Source organism: Acinetobacter sp. CY79 (genome assembly GCF_059515845.1).
The window spans coordinates 42141-60970 of record NZ_JCAKMY010000007.1 but is presented as its reverse complement, the minus strand read 5'-3'; the positions used below and the strand labels follow the sequence as shown (position 1 = coordinate 60970).

The 18830-nt window shown below is 35.7% G+C and carries 17 protein-coding genes; 12 read left to right on the top strand and 5 right to left on the bottom strand.

The annotated features are described in order from the left end of the window. The first annotated feature begins 56 nt into the window (after positions 1–56). Positions 57–629, top strand: coding sequence for a 1,6-anhydro-N-acetylmuramyl-L-alanine amidase AmpD (ampD, locus tag AC5YCE_RS04030; protein WP_496171140.1), 573 nt, complete (start codon positions 57–59; stop codon positions 627–629). Positions 630–693: 64 nt separating this feature from the next. Then, positions 694–2244 (top strand): murein biosynthesis integral membrane protein MurJ, encoded by a 1551-nt coding sequence (murJ, locus tag AC5YCE_RS04025; RefSeq protein ID WP_496126482.1) that lies wholly within the window; start codon positions 694–696, stop codon positions 2242–2244. A gap of 74 nt (positions 2245–2318) precedes the next feature. Here the strand turns inward: murJ and bamJ (AC5YCE_RS04020) are convergent, their stop codons facing one another. The 5 genes from bamJ (AC5YCE_RS04020) to AC5YCE_RS04000 all read right to left on the bottom strand — a co-directional run bounded on the left by bamJ (AC5YCE_RS04020) (position 2319) and on the right by AC5YCE_RS04000 (position 7784). Then, a complete protein-coding gene (gene bamJ, locus AC5YCE_RS04020) occupies positions 2319–3008 on the bottom strand; it encodes a BamJ family beta-barrel-assembly machinery protein (RefSeq protein WP_496171139.1) in 690 nt (229 codons plus the stop codon). A 43-nt stretch (positions 3009–3051) separates the two neighbouring features. Then, positions 3052–3825, bottom strand: a complete 774-nt coding sequence (bamJ, locus tag AC5YCE_RS04015) for a BamJ family beta-barrel-assembly machinery protein (RefSeq protein ID WP_496126463.1) — start codon at positions 3823–3825, stop codon at positions 3052–3054. A 208-nt stretch (positions 3826–4033) separates the two neighbouring features. Further along, the gene (locus AC5YCE_RS04010) at positions 4034–6229 is read right to left on the bottom strand and encodes a polysaccharide biosynthesis tyrosine autokinase (RefSeq protein WP_496171138.1); all 2196 of its coding nucleotides are present in this window, start codon (positions 6227–6229) and stop codon (positions 4034–4036) included. A gap of 20 nt (positions 6230–6249) precedes the next feature. Then, positions 6250–6678 (bottom strand): low molecular weight protein-tyrosine-phosphatase, encoded by a 429-nt coding sequence (locus tag AC5YCE_RS04005; protein WP_496171137.1) that lies wholly within the window; start codon positions 6676–6678, stop codon positions 6250–6252. 5 nt (positions 6679–6683) lie between these two features. Further along, complete coding sequence (locus AC5YCE_RS04000) at positions 6684–7784, bottom strand: polysaccharide biosynthesis/export family protein (protein WP_496126466.1); 1101 nt, start codon at positions 7782–7784, stop codon at positions 6684–6686. A gap of 244 nt (positions 7785–8028) precedes the next feature. Here AC5YCE_RS04000 and AC5YCE_RS03995 point away from each other — a divergent pair, with 244 nt between their 5' ends. The 10 genes from AC5YCE_RS03995 (at position 8029) to pgi (ending at position 18816) form a co-directional block, all read left to right on the top strand. Next, positions 8029–9315, top strand: a complete 1287-nt coding sequence (locus AC5YCE_RS03995; RefSeq protein ID WP_496171136.1) for an MATE family efflux transporter — start codon at positions 8029–8031, stop codon at positions 9313–9315. A gap of 4 nt (positions 9316–9319) precedes the next feature. Further along, a complete protein-coding gene (locus AC5YCE_RS03990; RefSeq protein WP_496171135.1) occupies positions 9320–10261 on the top strand; it encodes a glycosyltransferase family 2 protein in 942 nt (313 codons plus the stop codon). 126 nt (positions 10262–10387) lie between these two features. Then, entirely contained in the window at positions 10388–11497 is a 1110-nt protein-coding gene (locus AC5YCE_RS03985; RefSeq protein WP_496171134.1) for a hypothetical protein, read from the top strand. A gap of 3 nt (positions 11498–11500) precedes the next feature. Then, complete coding sequence (locus AC5YCE_RS03980) at positions 11501–12430, top strand: glycosyltransferase family 2 protein (RefSeq protein ID WP_496171133.1); 930 nt, start codon at positions 11501–11503, stop codon at positions 12428–12430. An 11-nt stretch (positions 12431–12441) separates the two neighbouring features. Continuing rightward, positions 12442–13485: a glycosyltransferase family 4 protein gene (locus AC5YCE_RS03975; RefSeq protein ID WP_496171132.1), complete on the top strand. Its 1044-nt coding sequence runs from the start codon at positions 12442–12444 to the stop codon at positions 13483–13485. A 3-nt stretch (positions 13486–13488) separates the two neighbouring features. Continuing rightward, on the top strand, positions 13489–14319 hold the full coding sequence (locus AC5YCE_RS03970) for a glycosyltransferase (RefSeq protein ID WP_496171131.1): 831 nt from the start codon (positions 13489–13491) through the stop codon (positions 14317–14319). 16 nt (positions 14320–14335) lie between these two features. Then, positions 14336–14956, top strand: a complete 621-nt coding sequence (locus tag AC5YCE_RS03965; protein WP_496171130.1) for a sugar transferase — start codon at positions 14336–14338, stop codon at positions 14954–14956. A 38-nt stretch (positions 14957–14994) separates the two neighbouring features. Then, positions 14995–15876 (top strand): UTP--glucose-1-phosphate uridylyltransferase GalU, encoded by an 882-nt coding sequence (galU, locus tag AC5YCE_RS03960; protein ID WP_496171129.1) that lies wholly within the window; start codon positions 14995–14997, stop codon positions 15874–15876. Positions 15877–15904: 28 nt separating this feature from the next. Beyond that, a complete protein-coding gene (locus AC5YCE_RS03955; protein WP_496171128.1) occupies positions 15905–17164 on the top strand; it encodes a nucleotide sugar dehydrogenase in 1260 nt (419 codons plus the stop codon). Continuing rightward, a complete protein-coding gene (gene pgi / locus AC5YCE_RS03950; protein WP_496171127.1) occupies positions 17161–18816 on the top strand; it encodes a glucose-6-phosphate isomerase in 1656 nt (551 codons plus the stop codon). The genes AC5YCE_RS03955 and pgi overlap by 4 nt, the downstream gene beginning before the upstream one ends. The last annotated feature ends 14 nt before the right edge of the window (positions 18817–18830 follow it).

Genomic DNA, 18830 nt, shown 5'->3' with positions numbered 1-18830 from the left:
TCAGTGCAAAAGTGATTTAGAATGCCTTCGTATGAGAATGCATGTGTGGAGTTGAAATGTCGCAAACAGTCAAATTTCAGGTGGTCGATGGCATCTTACACGGAGCAAGGTTTATCCCATCTCCAAATTTTAATCAACGCCCAGAAGACGCTGACATTCAGCTGATTGTCATTCATAACATTAGCTTACCACCCTCGCAGTTTGGAGGTGGCTATATTGAGCAATTTTTTCAAAATCAACTCGATTGGAATGCGCATCCATATTTTAAAACCATTGAAGGTATGCAAGTTTCGACTCACCTTTTGATTTTACGTTCTGGTGAAGTTTTACAATTTGTGAACTTTAAAGATCGGGCTTGGCATGCAGGACGTTCGACCTATCTGGCTCAAAAAGAGTGTAATGATTATTCGATCGGTATTGAGCTTGAAGGAAGTGACGATACTGACTTTGAACAACAGCAATACCATACTTTGGCTGACGTTGTGAAAACATTACAATGCGCTTATCCTCAGATTAAGCAACATATCGCAGGGCATTCTGATATTGCGCCAGGGCGTAAAACAGATCCAGGACCGCATTTTAAATGGCAATATTTCCGAGAACAATTAAAGCAAATTAAAACAACTTAAGCGTTAATAATATTCTACCCAAACATTTTTTATTTTAATTACAATAACGACATTCTTTTCAGTGGTGAATACGATGGCGCTTTGGCGATCGACTTTTATTGTCAGTGCAATGACGATGTTGTCACGTGTTTTAGGTTTAGTACGAGACATGGTTCTACTCAATGTCTTTGGTGCAGGCAAAGACTTTGATACCTTTGTGGTTGCCTTTCGTATTCCCAATTTTTTCAGGCGGTTGTTTGCCGAAGGCGCTTTTTCGCAGGCTTTTATTCCTGTTTTGACTGAGTATAAAACCACGAAATTACATGCAGAGGTTCAGATCCTGATTAGTCGAGTGTTCGGCTGTCTTTTGGTGGTCATGACCCTTCTGACCTTGTTCTGTATGATTATTGCACCTGCGATTATGTATATTTATGCTCCAGGTTTTCATAGTGATCCAGCCAAGTTTGATCTTGCTGTCGATATGTTTCGTTTAACGATTCCTTATCTTTTATTTATGTCTTTAACGGCATTTGCCAGCAGTATTTTGAACAGTTATGGTTCATTTACCACGCCTGCATTTGCACCTGTACTATTAAATATTGCGATGATTGCGGGCGCACTTTGGTTGTCACCTTATATGGCAACGCCAATTATGGCGCTCGGTTGGGCTGTGATAATCGCAGGTATTTTGCAATTGGCATTACAAATACCAGAACTTTGGCGTAAAAAACTGCTGATCCCACCCAAAGTTGATTTTAAGCACGAAGGTGTTGAACGTATTTTGAAATTGATGTTACCTGCACTGTTTGGCGTGTCAGTGACGCAAATTAACTTATTGCTGAATACGATTTGGGCTTCTTTTATGCAAAATGGTTCTGTCTCTTGGTTGTATACCGCAGAGCGAATGACGGAGTTACCACTTGGTTTAATTGGTGTAGCCATCGGTACGGTGATCTTACCTGCACTGTCGTCACGCAAGGCTGAACAAGATCAAACTAAATTTAAGCAAATGCTGGATTGGGCGGCGCGAGTGATTGTATTTGCAGGTATTCCTGCCAGTATTGCGCTATTTATGTTGTCTACACCCATTATTCAGGCGCTATTCCAACATGGTGCATTTGACGTTCGTGATACACAAATGACTGCTTTAGCTTTGCAATGTATGAGTGCTGGTGTATTGGCATTTATGTTAATTAAAGTCTTTGCGCCAGGGTTTTATGCCATTCAAGACACCAAAACACCGGTACGTGTAGGATTGATGGCAGTAGCAGCCAATGCCATTCTTAATATTATTTTCCTTGGAATATTTAAATATATTGGTTGGGAAGAACAACACATGGCTTTAGCCATTGCATCATCTGGCTCGGCTTTAGTGAATGCGGGAATGCTGTATTTCTATTTGCACAAACGTAATATTTTCCGTTTTGGGCCACATTGGAAAAAGTTATTTGTTCAATTCGCGATTGGAAATCTGGTGATGATTGCCGCACTTTGGTACGGATTGACATGGTATGAGGCTGATGTCGCGCCATGGATTCGAGTACTTGAAGTTTTGGGTTTATGTGTCGTTGGTGTCTTGGCTTATGCCATCGGATTGCTAGTGTCTGGTTTTAGACCGAGAGATTTAAAACATTAACCTTGAAGCTTGTAATAAAAAAACATCGCGATAGCGATGTTTTTTTATTTGTATGATTGCGATGATGTCGTGACTTAAGACACCACTTTAAGCAGTTCAATATCAAAAATCAGGGTGCTATTTGGTTCGATAGAATCACCCGATCCAATTTCACCATAGGCCAGTTTTGCAGGAATAAAGAAACGGTATTTAGCCCCTTCTTTCATAAGTTGTAGGCCTTCAGTCCAGCCTTGAATGACTTGACTCGCTTGAAATTCAACAGGTTGATTACGTGCAATTGAACTGTCAAAAATGGTTCCATCAATTAAACGACCTTCATAATTGACAGTCACTTTTGATTTAGCAGTTGGACTCCGTCCTGAACCGTTATTCAGAATCTGATATTGTAATCCGCTAGGAAGTGTCACTACACCTGATTTTTTAGCATTTTCAGCGAGAAACTGTTGCCCTAACTTTAAATTATCTGCTGCAAGTTTTTGAAATTTAATCAGCTGTTTTGCTTCATTAATTTTTTTAAATTCGACTAAAGCTTTTGCCATTTCTTCATCAGATAAATTGGATTGATCGCCAGCAGATCCTTGCTTTAAACCCACGACAAAAGCATCTAAATTAATATTGCTCAGGGTTTCAGCATTACTACGTCCCATGAGGAAACCATAGCTATAACCCATTTGTTCTTGTTGTGAGCTTTTATTATTGATGCTATTGGCCTGTGTTGCAAAACCACAAGATATGAATAACGCACTGAGAATTAATTTTTTCATTATTTATTCCAAAAAAGGAGAGCGATGCTCTCCTTAAAATTGATTATTTTACTTGTACCAATTCAACATCAAAAATCAATGTGCTGAAACCTGGAATAGGACCTTGGTTCTGTTCACCATAGCCTAGGTAAGCAGGAATATATAACGTTGCTTTAGCGCCTTCTTTTAAATGTTGAAAACCTTCAGTCCAACCCGCGACAACTTGATTCAATGGAAACTCAACAGGTTTACCTGATTCTAATGAACTGTCAAAGACAGTCCCATCAATTAAAGTACCTTTATAATGTGCAAGTACCGTTGACTCAGCGGTGGGTTGTTTGCCCGTACCTTGCTTGGTGATTTTATATTGCAAGCCAGAATCAGTGGTGATCACACCTTGTTTCTTGGCATTTTCTTTTAAGAAGTTGGTATTTGCATCGTAGGCAGCAAGTGCTTGCTCAGCTTCGGCTTTTTGCTCCGCAGGAATGCTGGCTAAATTGGTACGCAGTTCTTCCATACCTTTTGCATAAAGTTCTTTATTGAGCAGTGCTGTTGCAGATTTAATTTCAGCTTCAGAATATTTTGATGGCTTTTCAGATTTTGCATCCAATAAGCCTGCAACAAGTGCATTCACGTTCACTTCCGCAGGGATTTGTGATGCCATTTGATAACCATTGGCATAACTGAGCTTATTTAAAACCTCGCTATTCTGGCCCTTGTTTACAGCAACTGTGGTTAAAGCTTGGCTTGTAGCTGGCGTTTTTGAAGCGTAATAAACAGGTGCGAGTGCAGCTCCACCTAAAAGAATTGCGACAGCGATGGGTAAGGCTTTACTCATGATGATTCCTAATTTTTAATCTTAATACGCTACATTATTGGGGTAGCTTGTTGTATGAAGCATATATCGTCTAGTCTATAAACGATAGAGAAATTAAACTAAATCTACCGAAAATAACAAGATACAATATTTAAAAAATAAATGCTCTATGCAATAAAAAGCCAGAATCGAAATTCTGGCTTTTAAGTTTTCAAAAACTTAAATGATGTTAATCATTGTCTTTGGATGCTTTATAGGCATAGTTATAATTATAACCGTAACTACCACCTGCACTACGCTGAATGTCATTTAAAATGAAACCATTCACTTTAACACCTGCTTGCTCAAAACGATTGATTGTAATTTCAAGCTCTTTCATTTGAGTTTTCGAATGACGAGCGACAACTAAATTCACACCTGCGTATTGAGCAATAATAATACCATCCGTGACCGCCAATACTGGTGGTGTATCAATGATGACATAATCAAACTGACTAGAGACTTGTTCTAATAACTCTTTAAAACGAGGACAACCTAATAACTCAGATGGGTTATTTGGACTCTTACCTCGAGTCATGACACTCAAACCAGAGACATTACTTTCTCGGATCACAGGATCTAGTGGAGACTGTGAGTTGAGATAATCAGTTAAGCCTGGCTGTGTATCCAAATCAAAATACTTATGAATATAACCACGACGTAAATCTGCATCGATAATCAGAACACGACTACCAGACTGGGTAAGGATTGTTGCAAGATTCGTTGAAATAAACGACTTGCCGACTTCTGGAGAAGGGCCAGAAATCATGATGACGTTGTTGGTAGCTGAATTCAACACAAAGTGAATTGCAGTTCGCATACTTCTTAAACTCTCAACCGCAATATCATCACCATGATTCACAGCCAGAATCGGAATCGACTTTTTCTTTTTCAATAAGCGAATCCGATTTTCCTGTAATGGAGAGCGAGGAACCGTGGCATATACAGGGAGATTAAACTCACTTTCCAATTGAGTCGCATCTTTAATGCCTGATTTCAGCATTTTTCTGATCAGAGCAATCAGTACACCAATAAATCCACCAACAAATAATGAAAGCAATAAAATAATGAGTGAACGAGGCTTAACTGGTTTTACAGGCTCTACAGCATGGTCAATAATGCGGACATTACCAATTTCACCCGCTTCTGCAATTTTAAGTTGTTGATAGCTATTCAGTAAGGTCGTATATAATTCTGTATTAACTTTTACATCACGATATAACTGTAAATAAAGACGTTGTGTCTCAGGCAATTTTTTAATCGTCTGAGTCATTTCAGACGTTTTTTGATCAATTTCAGCAAGCTGAGCATTTACTGCCGCCATCAGAGGATGATCATTGGTATATTTTGATGATAATTCAGCTTGCTGTTGTTGTAGCTCAATTTTAATTTTTGCCAATTCAACATTTTGTTTTAGCATCAATTCAGCTTCTTGAGTCACGTCAATCGTATTGTATTTTTGACGGAAATCATTAAATTTGATTTCTGAAATTTCAAGTTGCTTTTTCAACTCTGGGAGTTGTTTGTCTAAAAAACTCAAAGTTTGTTTGGATTCTTGACTTTTTCTTTCAATATTTTGTGCTTGATAGACATTGAGCACATTATTAAGAACATCGGTAATATGTTCTTGATCTGTACCATGATATGACAAGCCGATCACACCAGATTGTTTGCCTTTTTCAGCCACGCCATATTGTGAGCGAACAAGCGAAACAGCAGAGGGTAAGGAAAGCTTTGTGATGATGAAACTTTGCTTAAAAGGCACTTTATTAAATAGCTCTACATTCCATTGCCCATATTGATCAGTTTTGATATTGGCTTTATTTAAGGCACCTTCAAAAACGATATGATCTTTATAGCGAAGTGTAAATTTATCTTTATTGATAAAATTTAACTCTAGAGGCTTATCAATATAATAAGAGGGAACATCAAGCGTTTTAATGACAAATTCAGATTTTTCATTTTTGAAAATGACTAAATTATTCTTATAAATGGTTTGGTTTTTATTCGGTTCTATGATTCGGTTAAATAAAGTATCATGATTATCATGAATGCGGATATTGAGATTTAAGTCTTCGATTACTTTACCCAAGATCATACGAGAGTTTAAAATCTCGATTTCGGCATCCGCCACAGATTTAGCGCCTACACCAGGTACAGCTTTGCTTAGATCGCCTAATAGTGCTGCAGCTCCTGCACCTTTACTATCTTCGACTTGTACCAATGCATCAGTCGAGTAAACAGGTGTAGTAACTCTTAAATATAGCAAAGCGCAAATCAAGCTTAAAATCACACAGAGTGCAATCACTTTCCACTGTGCGATTAGTGAAAAAAACAACTCTTTTAAGTCAATAGTGTCGTCAGTCGTGTTCGAATTTTGATTCATAAAAAACTACTAAATAAATTTTAAATATGTGATTTCCAATCCGCAACATAGGACTGTATGTTACGACACGTTTCTTCAAAAAAAGCTTGATCATGTTGGTAAGGATCAGGCACATTTTGTCCTTGCCAGTGACCTAGTCGAAACACTTTACCTTTAGCAAAAGGCCAAGTGTGTTCGATATGTTTTTGTTGATTGCTACTCATCACCAAAACCAGATCCGCTTTTTTGATTAATTCTGCATTGATTTGCTTGGCTATATGAGAACGCATATCAATATTGAGCATATCCATACACGCGATTGCTTTATCATCAGCAGTGTGCCCCACCATGGCAGATAGCCCCGCTGAATCAATCTGCAAATCAGGATGTTGCCTTTTGATTAGATATTCGGCCATAGGGCTGCGACAAATATTACCGACACACACCACTAAGATATTTTGAATCTGCATCTGGATTATTTACCTAACTGATCAAATGAGTAAAGCGCACTTGAGAAAGGCACGATTTGATTGATCACACGCTGCCAGCGTGTTAAGCCTGTTGCATCGATATAAACGATATCATTTTTTTGCATTTCAAATTGATTCGCTAATCCTAAATTACCAAAACTGCTTAAATTTAAATGAAAAACGGTAGATTCTTTAGTTTTTAAGTTAGTACGCATGACATAAATTTTGGCAGCACTGGCAGAGTAGGGGTTAATACCTTCACTTTCACCCAAGACATCACTCAAGGTCATGCCCTGATCACGCAGCGCAATCGCTTGGCTTTTACTGGATTCGCCCATGACATACAGCTTTTGATTTTGTTTGGTATTTACAAATATGGTGTCATTGGGTTGAATCAAAAGATTATGCAGGGAAAGGCCTTGTTTTTCCAATTGAACGGTATTGAGATCATAGGTTTGACCCTGACGAATCAGTTGAATATTGGTGTTGTCACCTGTTTCAGTATTAATCCCCCCAGCTTGACCCAAAGCGGTATATAGACTGATGGGCTGATCATTTAAAGTGTATTGCCCACTTTTCATGACTTGACCATTTACAAAATAACGTCGGCCTTCATAGGACAGCACTCGAACTACAACGTCAGGATGTTTCAAATAACGGGCAAACTGACCACGTAGAAAACGGTTGGTCTCTGCTAATGTTTTACCCGCAATACGTACTTGACCGATGAGTGGGAGTTGGACATTACCACTTGAATCAATGGGATAACCTGAGGCACGGACATTGGATATATCTTGAATTGGAGGGGTAATTTCAGGGTAAGCCCAAAGCTGAATCGAGAGCACATCGCCTGCACTTAAGGTATAAGCGCGCTGATTGCCATTAAATAGATGTGAAATAGCAGAAGAATGTGAGTTTTGTGCATGATTAAAAGCAAAAGCATTCACATTTTGTTGATTCAACTGAACCACGGACAGTTTTGAACCTTGCTCAGTGGTATAGTCGCCTTGCTCTGGCAAATCATAAGTTTGAAGACCAGAGGTGATCGCACACCCTGAAAATAAAAAAGAAACTGTTAAAAAAAGTGATGTGCTTTTGTATTTCACATTCAAAACCCTTAGTTGTAATAAGTTGTTGCTTGAAAATCCTTTGAAAGGCAATTGTATTCTAAAAAACCAAGTTCGCATACTCGTGTGTGTAAGTGTGTCAGTTACATCGACAAATTAAGTTTTATGATATAGTGCTACCTGTAAAAATTACACTGAATTTAAGTAATGAGTAGCTTTATCTTTATTTACTTCACAGATTAAATCTTAAATTTTTAAAACATTAAATGCTTATATGAGTGTAATGAAAAAAATCCTCACTAAACTCTCAAACCCCATGTTTAGTAACTCCTTGTGGATGATGTCCGAAAAGCTTATTGCTATATTTGGTTTGATTTTTGTTACGTCGTTCGTTGCAAAATACATCGGTCCTGAGAACTTTGGCAAATTAACTTTCGTTGGCTCCATATTTGCGATTGTACAAACATTGTCATTGATGGGCACAGAGAATGTGATTTTTCAAAAAACCGCCAAGAGTCGAAAATTTGGTGAGAAAATGATCCATGCATCCAAAAGGTTGCGAGATTATATTTATAATACACTTTCCATCCTTATCTTATGTGTACTTTATTTTTATACAGATCGTTTAACATTCATTTTTGGTCTAGCAACTTGTATCGCAATTTATTTTGCTGTACATGATGTTTATAGCATTTATTTCAATGCGATTTTAGAATCAAAAATAAATGCATACTGCAATGTCACAGCGTTAATTATTTCCTTAAGTGTTCGCTATATCATTGCTTTGTTTCAACTTCCGATTGAAACACTCGGCATACCCATCATTTTACTTACACTCATTCCATTTTTATTAAGAAAATATCTTTATAAGAAAAAAAAGCTGTCCGTTGGCACCATGCTGCCCCATGCTATAAAAAGATATAGGCAATACACTTTTTCGGTCGGTCGAAAGCTTTTGTTGTATTCACTGTCGGTTGCTATTTTTACTAAAACAGCACAGTTGTTTCTCGGTTTAGAGTCGCAATTTGATCTTGGAATCTATACCGTAGCCATGACATTAGGTAATAGTTTCTATTTTGTACTTGTAGCGATTATTTCATCTTATTTTACTGGAATTTATCAAGAAAAAAGTCTCGAAAAAAGCCATAATCATGTTGCACAACTTTATATGGCGGTGACTGTCATTTCTTTGAGCGTCACCTTCGGTTTATATTTGTTTGGACCTTGGGTGGTACATGCTCTTTATGGTGCTGAATTTGTACGGGTCACTGAGATTTTATGGATCGCAGGTTTAGTCACCCTGTTCTCAGGATTGTCTACAGTTGCAGAAAAGTATCTGATCAAGTTCAATGCATATGATTATTTAAAGCGAAAAACTTTTATACTTGTTGTTTTTAATGTCATATTTACCTTTTTAATGGTGAAGATGTATGGGTTATATGGTGGTATTTACGCCATTTTAATGACGGAAATTTTATCTGTAACCTTATTTAATTATTTTTTTAAAAATGGACTTATTTGGAATACTCAAAAAAGAATGTTCCTACCATCTACTTATTTGAAGCGGTAAAAATATGCTTTTGAGTTTAATTATCCCTATTTATAAAGTTGAAGACTATATAATTGAGTGTATTGAGAGCGTGTGCTGTCAATTATGCGAAGGTATAGAAGTAATCATTGTAAATGATGGAACGCCAGATAATTCTATGTTGATGGCAAGAGATTACATACAAAGAAATTACAATAATTTTATTGACCAATTTATATTTATTGACCAAAAAAATCAGGGTCAGAGTGTGGCAAGAAATAATGCTCTTAAAGTTGCAAAAGGCGATTATATTGCTTTTTTGGATTCAGATGATTATTTGCTGGAAGGCTACTTTAGGGTTATTTCTGATTCGATTCAAAGTTATAATGACGTTGATGTTATTCATTTTAATGCAAGACAATTTAATGATGTAAATAAGACATATCTGCATAGTTTAAGGATTGTTGAGAAAGAAAGGTATTTTAAAATCGATGATCATTACAGGGAAAGTATTTTTAAGAAATCTCAATGGTATCCGTGGTTGAGAATTTTAAAAAAAAGTTTATTCGATGAGATTTCGTTCGAACCTAATGTTTATATGGAAGATAAGTTACTGTTTCCTGAGTTATATTATGATAACAATTTAAATAATATCTTAGATTTAGAAGATGAATTAGTTTGTTACAGGCATAGGAATGGTAGTTCTATTCGTTCTGGTTATAATAAAGCTTTACTAAATGGAATTGATTTAGGATTGGTAAAATTTTCAAGTAGACGATATAAGCTTTACTCTATCGTGTATATCCAATTTTTAATTCAGAAACTTTCAATTATGGCTGAGCAAGGCCATTCAATAGCAGATATTTATAAATATTTAAAATCTAAAAAAAACCATATTGATTTGAGTTATTCTCTTAATATGAAGACTTGGTTGTTAAAAAAAATTAGCATAATCTATGTTTTTCTTTTAATTTTAAAAAAGAGATAAGTGTGATGAATAGTTTTTTTTAGCAAATAAAAATATACCCATATTAGTTTTATAGATTTGTATGTTTTTGGATCTAAGTTATTTGATACAGGATAAATTTTATTTAAAATTGTGTAGAGTTAGTTAATGATAAGTAATGATTTTAATTTAAGCTCAAAAATAATGTTTTTTTTGCTTTTATTCTGTTCTTTTTTCAGTGTTAATGGACTACCTATAAATCCTGTTTATTTGTTGGGTTTTCCATTGTTGGTTTTATCTTTTTTTTATATCAACTTAAATGGTATAAATAAATTTCAAATTGTCATTTTTACTTATTTATTTTTGACCATGTTCGGATTTTCCATAGGAATATTTAACTTTTATAAAATTAACGAAAATTTAGTTTCTATATCATCAATTTTATATTGTTATTGTATTTTGTTGGGTGCTCAAACTGTAAACTTAGGTTTAATTACGAAAAAAACTGATAGGCTAAAAGTTTATAATCAATTTTATAATATTTTTATATTCTATATGTTCTTAGACTTAATTGTTAGGATGTTAATGTCAGGTGGTTCTGGAACATTTTATGATTTTAAATGGGGGTTTTTCTATTTTGATTCTAATTTTTCTGCCTTAATTATTTTATTATTTATAATGTTTTCGGTTTTCTTAAAAGTAAACAGTATTTATGATATTGGAATCATTAGATTATTATTATTAATTTTTTTACTTGTTACAACATTTTCTAGATCAGCGATTTTTGCCTTCATTATTTCATATATATTATTAAGATATACAAAAAAAATAATTTCATATTTGGCATTGATTTTTGGATCTATACTTGTTTATGTTTTTTATAAAATGGTTTTAATATATCTTTCTGGTGAAAGTTTTGTTGAAATAGATGGTAGCTTTAATTCTAAATTTTATTTAATATCTGTTGCTATTGATAATTATGCGGAACTACCCTTCATCAATAAAGTTTTTGGTATAGGTATGGCAAATTTTCCTTATTTTTCAAATGGAATTTTTGCACATAATATGTTGATTACTTTATTTTATGAGTTTGGATATTTTGGTATATCATTATTTATAATTTTTATTTGTTTAAGCTATAAAATGATAGGTAAAGACATATTATATATACTTATTCCGTTCTTTATTGCTGGATTTTCACTTTTTTCAGCGTTCATGCCTTTCTTTTTTATATTGCTGGCATGTATGTATATTGAAAAAAATCGAACCATGGATTAAAAAATGAGTGAATTTTTAATATCTGTTATTATTCCTGTCTACAATGTTGAGCAATATATTGCAAAAGCATTAACTTCAATTTGTAATCAGACATACAAAAATCTCCAAATCATAGTTGTTGATGATTGTTCAACAGACAATACCTATGGGATTGTACAAGAGATTGCTAAATCAGATTCTAGGATTCTATTGTTAAAGAATGAAATAAATTCAAGAATTGTTAAAACTTTAAATATTGCTTTAAAACATGCGAAAGGTGATTTTATTGCGAGAATGGATGGTGATGATATTAGTGCTCCTGAAAGACTCGAAAAACAATTAAACTTTTTAATAGAAAATCCTGATTATGCATTAGTTGGTTCCCATGTTTATACTATAGATGAATATGACAATGTTATAGGTAAACTTAGATTGCCTATGGGTCATACTAAAGTGGAAAAAGTAATTAAATATTCTTCTCCTGTTTTACATATTTGGTTAGCTAGATCTGAGGTTTACGCGAAATTAAAAGGCTACCGGGAAATTCCTGGGGCTGAAGACTATGACTTTTTATTAAGAATGTCTTCGGAAGGGTTTAAATCTACAAATTTAAATAGTTATGAGTATTCAGTTAGACTTCGAGATGGAAATACTACATCTACTATTGGTTTTAATCAAAGATTGATGTCAAATTATGTGGTTGAATTATACTATTCTAGGATGAAAAATAAAACAGATAACTTTAGTGTAAACTCTGTAAATGACTATTTAAAAAAATATGCCAAACATCAATCCAATTTTGATAAATCCAATGAATATTTAAGGGCTGCATTTAAGTCAAAAGTTGAAAAAAAATTTATTAAGATGTTCTTTTTGGTCTTTCTAACCATTATAACTTCGAAATATCAATTTCAGTATTTGAAAAACAGATTGTTTTTTAAGTTGAACTCTTAGGATTAACTTTGATGAAAGTTTTATTTGTTATAAATTCTCTAAAAGAAAAATCAGGTATTGAAAGAGTGGCGTGCTTATTAGCGAATTTTTTTGATTCAGATTTTAATTTTCAAATTAAAATAGCTAATCGGGATACTGTAAAAGAAAGCGCATCTTATAGTTTAAATCCGAATATTGATGTTGTAAAAATAGATGGGGGTTATCATAATTTCTTTGGCGGACTAAATGGTTTGGTTAAAGATTTTAAACCTGATTATATATTTGTTCATAATATGGGGCGGTTGGCTCTATTAACAGCATTTTTAAATAAAGGCTCATTTTCGAAATTAATTTCACTTGAGCATGTAGCTTTTCAGGTACGTCCAAAATGGGTTAGATTTCTAACGAAGATCCTATATAAAAGGGTTGATCAAGTTGTTACTTTGACTCAACATGATATGAAGCCTTATCAAGAGTTTCACAATAATGTAGTACAAATTAACAATATATCTCCATTTGATTCCGAAACTTTAGATATTGATTACCCAATTGAATCAAGGACTATCGTTTCAATTGGTCGTTTAACATATCAAAAAAACTTTGAATCATTACTTGAAGCGTGGAAAATAGTTTCGGAACAAGCACCTAATTGGAATTTGATGATTTATGGTTTAGGAGAGAATCAGAAAAAATTAGAAAATATTATCATTGATGATGAAATTGATAACGTTTATCTAAAAGGGCAAACGAGTGATGTTGAATCTGTATATAAAACAGCAGCATTTTACGTAATGTCATCAAGATTTGAGGGGCTACCAATGGTTCTTATTGAAGCTCAATCCCATGGTTTACCAATAATTTCATATGATTGTCCACATGGGCCAGCTGAAGTTATACTCAATGATGAGAATGGTTATTTGGTTCAAAATCAAAATACCAAATTATTAGCTGAGGCTATGCTTAAGTTGATATCTTCAGACTCCCTACGTTTAAAGTTTTCTAAGAATGCACATCAAAACGCGAAAAGGTATTCAAAAGTAGAGATCCTTAAAGAATGGTCAAAGGTGTTGAGCTAAATTATGAATTTCTCAGTATTATTATCTCTTTATCACAAAGAAGACCCTCTGGCCTTAAATCAATGCTTTCAAAGCATATGGCAAGATCAAACTATTTTACCGAATGAAATCGTTCTCGTATTAGACGGTCCTATTGGTGATGAATTAAATGAAATAGTTTCGTTTTGGCAAAAAACAATTGGCAAGCCTTTAAAGATAATCCCTTTGCTAAAAAATTTGGGTTTGGGTAAGGCGTTAAATGAAGGTTTAGAGCACTGTACGCATGAATGGGTTTTTCGGATGGATACAGATGATATTTGTATATCTGATCGATTCCAAAAACAGCTCGATTTTATAAAGGGAAATCCTGATATTGTTTTATTTGGTGGCCAAGTTCTTGAGTTTGATCAAAGTATAAATGATGCTCAGGTGTTAAAAGCGGTACCTATTGAACATGACGATATAAAAAAATTTGCACAAAGTCGGTGCCCTTTTAATCACATGACTGTCGCTTATAAGAAAGACATCATTCTTCAGCTAGGCGGTTACCAACATCACTTATTTATGGAAGATTATAATTTATGGTTGAGAGTAATCGGTGCGGGTCATCAAGTTGCAAACTTAGCTGAAGTAATCTTGTATGCAAGAGTGGGTAATGGTATGCATGCTCGTCGTAAAGGGCTTGAATACATTAAAAGTGAAAAGCAATTACTAAATTTGAAAAAACAGCTTAAATTACAGAATCCGATTCATGCTAATATACTGTTTCTTGTCAGATCAGTGTTTAGACTGATGCCTAGTTCATTACTAGGGAAAATATATAATACTTTTTTAAGAAAGAAAGTAGAAAAATAGAGTGGTGCTGAAAGTAATGAAACGTTTGGTCGATATCGTAATTTCATTGATGGCTTTGATTATATTGTCGCCTATATTTTTAATCGTAGCTTACAAAGTACGTAAGAATTTAGGGTCACCAATATTCTTTTATCAAGAGCGTCCAGGTAAGAATGGCAAACTATTTAAAATGATTAAGTTTCGTTCTATGAAAGATGCGGTTGATAGCAAAGGAAATCCGTTGCCAGATGAGGATCGCATTACCCCTTTTGGGCAGAAACTGCGCTCAACAAGCCTAGATGAAATGCCACAATTGATCAATGTACTCAAAGGTGATATGAGTGTTGTAGGACCACGTCCAATGCTCAAAGAGTTTGTTGAGTTATATTCGCCAGAGCAAGCGCGCCGTTTAGAGGTGCGACCAGGGATGACAGGACTTGCACAAGTGAGTGGCCGTAATGAGCTGGATTATGAAGAACGATTTAAATGTGATGTTTGGTATGTAGATAATCACTCGGTATTAGTCGATTTTAAGATTATGTTTAAAACAGTATCAGTGATGACCACTAAAGAGGGAATCAACGCACCAGGTCATGTCGGCCCTTCATTATTTAAAGGGAATAATGAACAAGAAAAGTCTGATAAAGTAAAAAGTTAATTACACCACATTTAATTCAATTGCCCGAAAGTATTGTTATGATCAAAAAAGCCATTCTTCCCGTAGCTGGTCTAGGTACTCGTTTTTTACCAGCAAGTAAATCCATTCCTAAGGAAATGGTCACAGTGGTTGACCGTCCTGCCATTGAATATGTCGTAAAAGAAGCTGTTGCAGCAGGTATTGAGCAAATCATTCTGGTAACTCATTCATCTAAAGCATCGATTGAAAATTATTTTGACCGTAATTTTGAACTTGAAACCACTTTAGAAAATAAAAAGAAATTTGATCTTTTAGATGAAATCACCAACATTGTTCCATCACATATATCTGTGATCAGTGTCCGCCAGCCTCAACCATTGGGTTTAGGACATGCAGTACTGTGTGCAAAAGATATTGTGGGTCATGAAGCTTTTGCTGTATTACTCCCAGATGTGTTGGTTAAAGATGACAGTGATCAAAATGATCTTTCTCTAATGATCGAGCGCTTTAATGCATCCAATGCATCACAAATTATGGTGGAAGCAGTGCCAGATCATTTGGTGGATCAATACGGTATTGTTGATGTGGCACAATCTCCTGCAGAAGGTCAAAGCATCAAAATGCAAGGTATTGTAGAAAAGCCAGCTGTCGGTACTGCACCATCAAATTTATCAGTCGTAGGACGCTATGTTCTGCCTGCTGAAATTATGCAATTACTTGAACAAACGCCTCGTGGGGCTGGGAATGAAATCCAGTTAACTGATGCCATTGCGAAATTACAGGAAACACAGAAAGTCGAAGCCTATCGTATGAAAGGGCAAACTTTTGATTGTGGTAGCAAAATTGGTTATTTAAAAGCTGTACTACATTATGGATTAGAACATCCAAAATTGGGTGCAGAGTTTAAGCAACTCATTCAAGAGCTAGATTTAACTCATTAATAATTAAAAGATGTGTGATTGGTGATGTATGAAAATTAGTATTTTCGGTTCCACCCTGCAAGCTGCGGTTTTTGCAGGGGTATTCGCCGAATCAGGGCACCATGTACATTGGTGTCCTCAGTTTTCAGAAAGTCAGGAGGTTCAATTTCCTGAATACCAAGATCAGAATGTGAATCAGTTGCTTGAAAAACAAGTGAATACTGGTCGTTTAAGTTTAAAGCAAAATTTCACAGCGGAGTTCGAACATGAAGTGTGTTTACTCAGTTTTGGAAGTACGGACTTAAACCTCGCTGAACAAGTGATCGATGATATTGTGCAGAAAAATATCATTCCTCAATTGGTGATGAATGGTTCCACTTTTGGCTTAAATATGACGCAGCAGCTATCACAGCGGCTGAGTCAATCTCATTGGGCGTATTTACCAGATAATATTCAGGAAGGAAATGCGCTGAATAGTGTATTGGGTTTAAAAAGACTGATTGTTGGTGTCGATCAACAGTCTACTAAGCAATTGGTTATAGAGCTCTTTAGACCTCAATTTCCAGCGAGACATCAATTCTTGTTTATGCCGATTTTAGACGCTGAGTTTACCAAGTTAACTATCTCAGGTATGTTGGCAACTCGGATCAGCTTTATGAATGATCTCGCGAATGTCTCTGAAAAATTGGGTATTGATATCCAAAATGTGCAACAGGGGTTGGCATCTGACAGTCGTATTGGTGCATCCTATTTGGCCGCGGGTGCGGGTTTTGGTGGTGAAAACTTTTCGCATGACATTTTAACACTTTCCAATACTGTAAATGCCACAGGTGTGAAAAGCCGTTTGTTGGATCAAGTTTGGACGATTAATGAGCAGCAGAAAGAGATTTTATTTAGAAAGTTATGGAATATTTTCAAAGGTGATTTAAAAAATAAAAAAATCGCAATTTGGGGGGCTTCCTTTAAAGAAAATACAGCCAGTATTCAAAATTCATCGATTCACCCATTACTTGAAGCACTCTGGGCGCAAGGTGCGATTGTTCATTTGCATGATCCTGAAGCATTGGATGAGGTTAAGGCCGTATATGGTGAGCGGGAAGATTTGATTTTGTGCAAAGATCAGTATCAAGCAATTCAGCAGGTAGACGCGCTGTGTCTGTTGACCGCTTGGAAACAATACTGGAGCCCAGATTTTCAATACTTAAAAGCGCATATGGTGCGTCCACTGATTCTCGATGGACGTAATATTTATGATCCAGCCTATGTGAAATCGCAGGGTTTTGATTATCAAGGAGTGGGTCGAGCATGAGTGCAACCATTTCTCCAAATAATAAAATAGATGTATTGCAAAGCTTAAAAGACAAAGCTTCTAAAATGCAATCGCAGCATTTAGTGCAGTTGTTTAGTGAAAATACTCAGCGTTTTGAGCAGCTATCTGTACAGTTTGACTGCGTAACTTTTGATTATAGTAAACATCGTGTTGATCAAAACATTATTGATCAATTAACAGAATTCGCAGAGCAAAAAAATCTATCTGGCTGGATTAAGCGTTTATTTTCGGCAGAAGAAATCAATTACACGGAACAACGTGCTGCAATGCATTGGGCTTTACGACTGCCTAAGCATGATACTGTGCATACAGCGCTAAGTGACCAAGTTCATGTACAACTTGATCGTATGTATGCACTTGTCGACAAAATCCATGCAGGACAATACCGTGGTTGTACCGGTGAAGTCATTCAAGACGTTGTCAATATTGGGGTGGGTGGTTCAGATTTGGGGCCATTAATGGTTTCACATGCGCTCTCCGACTTTAAAGTTGAAACTAAAAAGCCTTTAGGTGTACATTTTGTGTCGACCATGGATGGCAGTCAGCTTTCTGATTTACTCCATCAGCTACGCGCTGAAACGACACTCTTTATTATTTCTTCTAAATCCTTTGGTACGATTGATACGCTTTCAAATGCGAAAACTGTTCGTCAATGGTTGCAAAAATCACTCGGTGATGAGGCTTGTGCGGTAAGACATCATTTCATTGGTGTTTCGACAAAACCTGAAAAAATGACAGAGTGGGGGATTGCACCTGAAAATCAGTTCCTGCTTTGGGATTGGGTTGGAGGGCGTTATTCACTGTGGTCGTGTATTGGTTTACCGATTGCACTCAGTATTGGCGTTGACGGGTTTAAACAGTTGCTCGCTGGTGCATATGCAGTCGATCAGCATTTTCAAAACACACCATTGAATCAGAATGTTCCCGTGTTAATGGGATTGCTAGGTGTTTGGAATAATAATTTTTTAGATATTCAAACCCATGCAGTTTTACCCTATGACGGACGGTTAAAGTATTTTGCATCCTATTTGCAACAGCTTGAAATGGAATCCAATGGTAAGTCGATTCAACGTAATGATCAAAAAGTTGACCTAGATACTTGTCCGATTTTATGGGGTGAAGTTGGACCAAATGCTCAGCATGCGTTTTACCAACTGTTACATCAAGGGACACATGCGGTCAGTTGTGATTTTATTGCACCTGTACAACGTTACAATGCCAAGCAATTTACTTATGTTGAAAATGCAGAGGCTTTGATTGCCCAACATTATTTAGCACTGTCCAACTGTTTGGCACAATCCAGATTATTGGCATTTGGTAATCAAGCACTCGATCAAAATGAATTAGAGCAGTTACCCGAATATAAACAGTATGCGGGCAATCAGCCGAGTACAACGATGTTACTGAATGAGTTGAATCCGTATTCATTGGGCATGCTGATTGCGCTTTATGAACATAAGGTTTTTGTTCAGTCTGTGATTTGGAATATCAATCCTTTTGATCAATGGGGGGTTGAGAAAGGGAAGGAAATCGCCAATCAAATTTTACCTGTATTAAATGGCGATCAAACCGATTTAACTCGTTTAGATGCATCGACGCAGGGCTTATTGAAAGTATTGCTCAATAAATAAAGATTTTAAGAATG

Coding starts and splice junctions, on each gene's coding strand:
- ampD (WP_496171140.1), top strand. CDS start 57: ATGTCGCAAACAGTCAAATTTCAGGTGGTCGATGGCATCTTACACGGA.
- bamJ (WP_496171139.1), bottom strand. CDS start 3,008: ATGAAAAAATTAATTCTCAGTGCGTTATTCATATCTTGTGGTTTTGCA.
- bamJ (WP_496126463.1), bottom strand. CDS start 3,825: ATGAGTAAAGCCTTACCCATCGCTGTCGCAATTCTTTTAGGTGGAGCT.
- AC5YCE_RS04010 (WP_496171138.1), bottom strand. CDS start 6,229: ATGAATCAAAATTCGAACACGACTGACGACACTATTGACTTAAAAGAG.
- AC5YCE_RS04005 (WP_496171137.1), bottom strand. CDS start 6,678: ATGCAGATTCAAAATATCTTAGTGGTGTGTGTCGGTAATATTTGTCGC.
- AC5YCE_RS03995 (WP_496171136.1), top strand. CDS start 8,029: ATGAAAAAAATCCTCACTAAACTCTCAAACCCCATGTTTAGTAACTCC.
- AC5YCE_RS03990 (WP_496171135.1), top strand. CDS start 9,320: ATGCTTTTGAGTTTAATTATCCCTATTTATAAAGTTGAAGACTATATA.
- AC5YCE_RS03985 (WP_496171134.1), top strand. CDS start 10,388: ATGATAAGTAATGATTTTAATTTAAGCTCAAAAATAATGTTTTTTTTG.
- AC5YCE_RS03980 (WP_496171133.1), top strand. CDS start 11,501: ATGAGTGAATTTTTAATATCTGTTATTATTCCTGTCTACAATGTTGAG.
- AC5YCE_RS03975 (WP_496171132.1), top strand. CDS start 12,442: ATGAAAGTTTTATTTGTTATAAATTCTCTAAAAGAAAAATCAGGTATT.
- AC5YCE_RS03970 (WP_496171131.1), top strand. CDS start 13,489: ATGAATTTCTCAGTATTATTATCTCTTTATCACAAAGAAGACCCTCTG.
- AC5YCE_RS03965 (WP_496171130.1), top strand. CDS start 14,336: ATGAAACGTTTGGTCGATATCGTAATTTCATTGATGGCTTTGATTATA.
- galU (WP_496171129.1), top strand. CDS start 14,995: ATGATCAAAAAAGCCATTCTTCCCGTAGCTGGTCTAGGTACTCGTTTT.
- AC5YCE_RS03955 (WP_496171128.1), top strand. CDS start 15,905: ATGAAAATTAGTATTTTCGGTTCCACCCTGCAAGCTGCGGTTTTTGCA.
- pgi (WP_496171127.1), top strand. CDS start 17,161: ATGAGTGCAACCATTTCTCCAAATAATAAAATAGATGTATTGCAAAGC.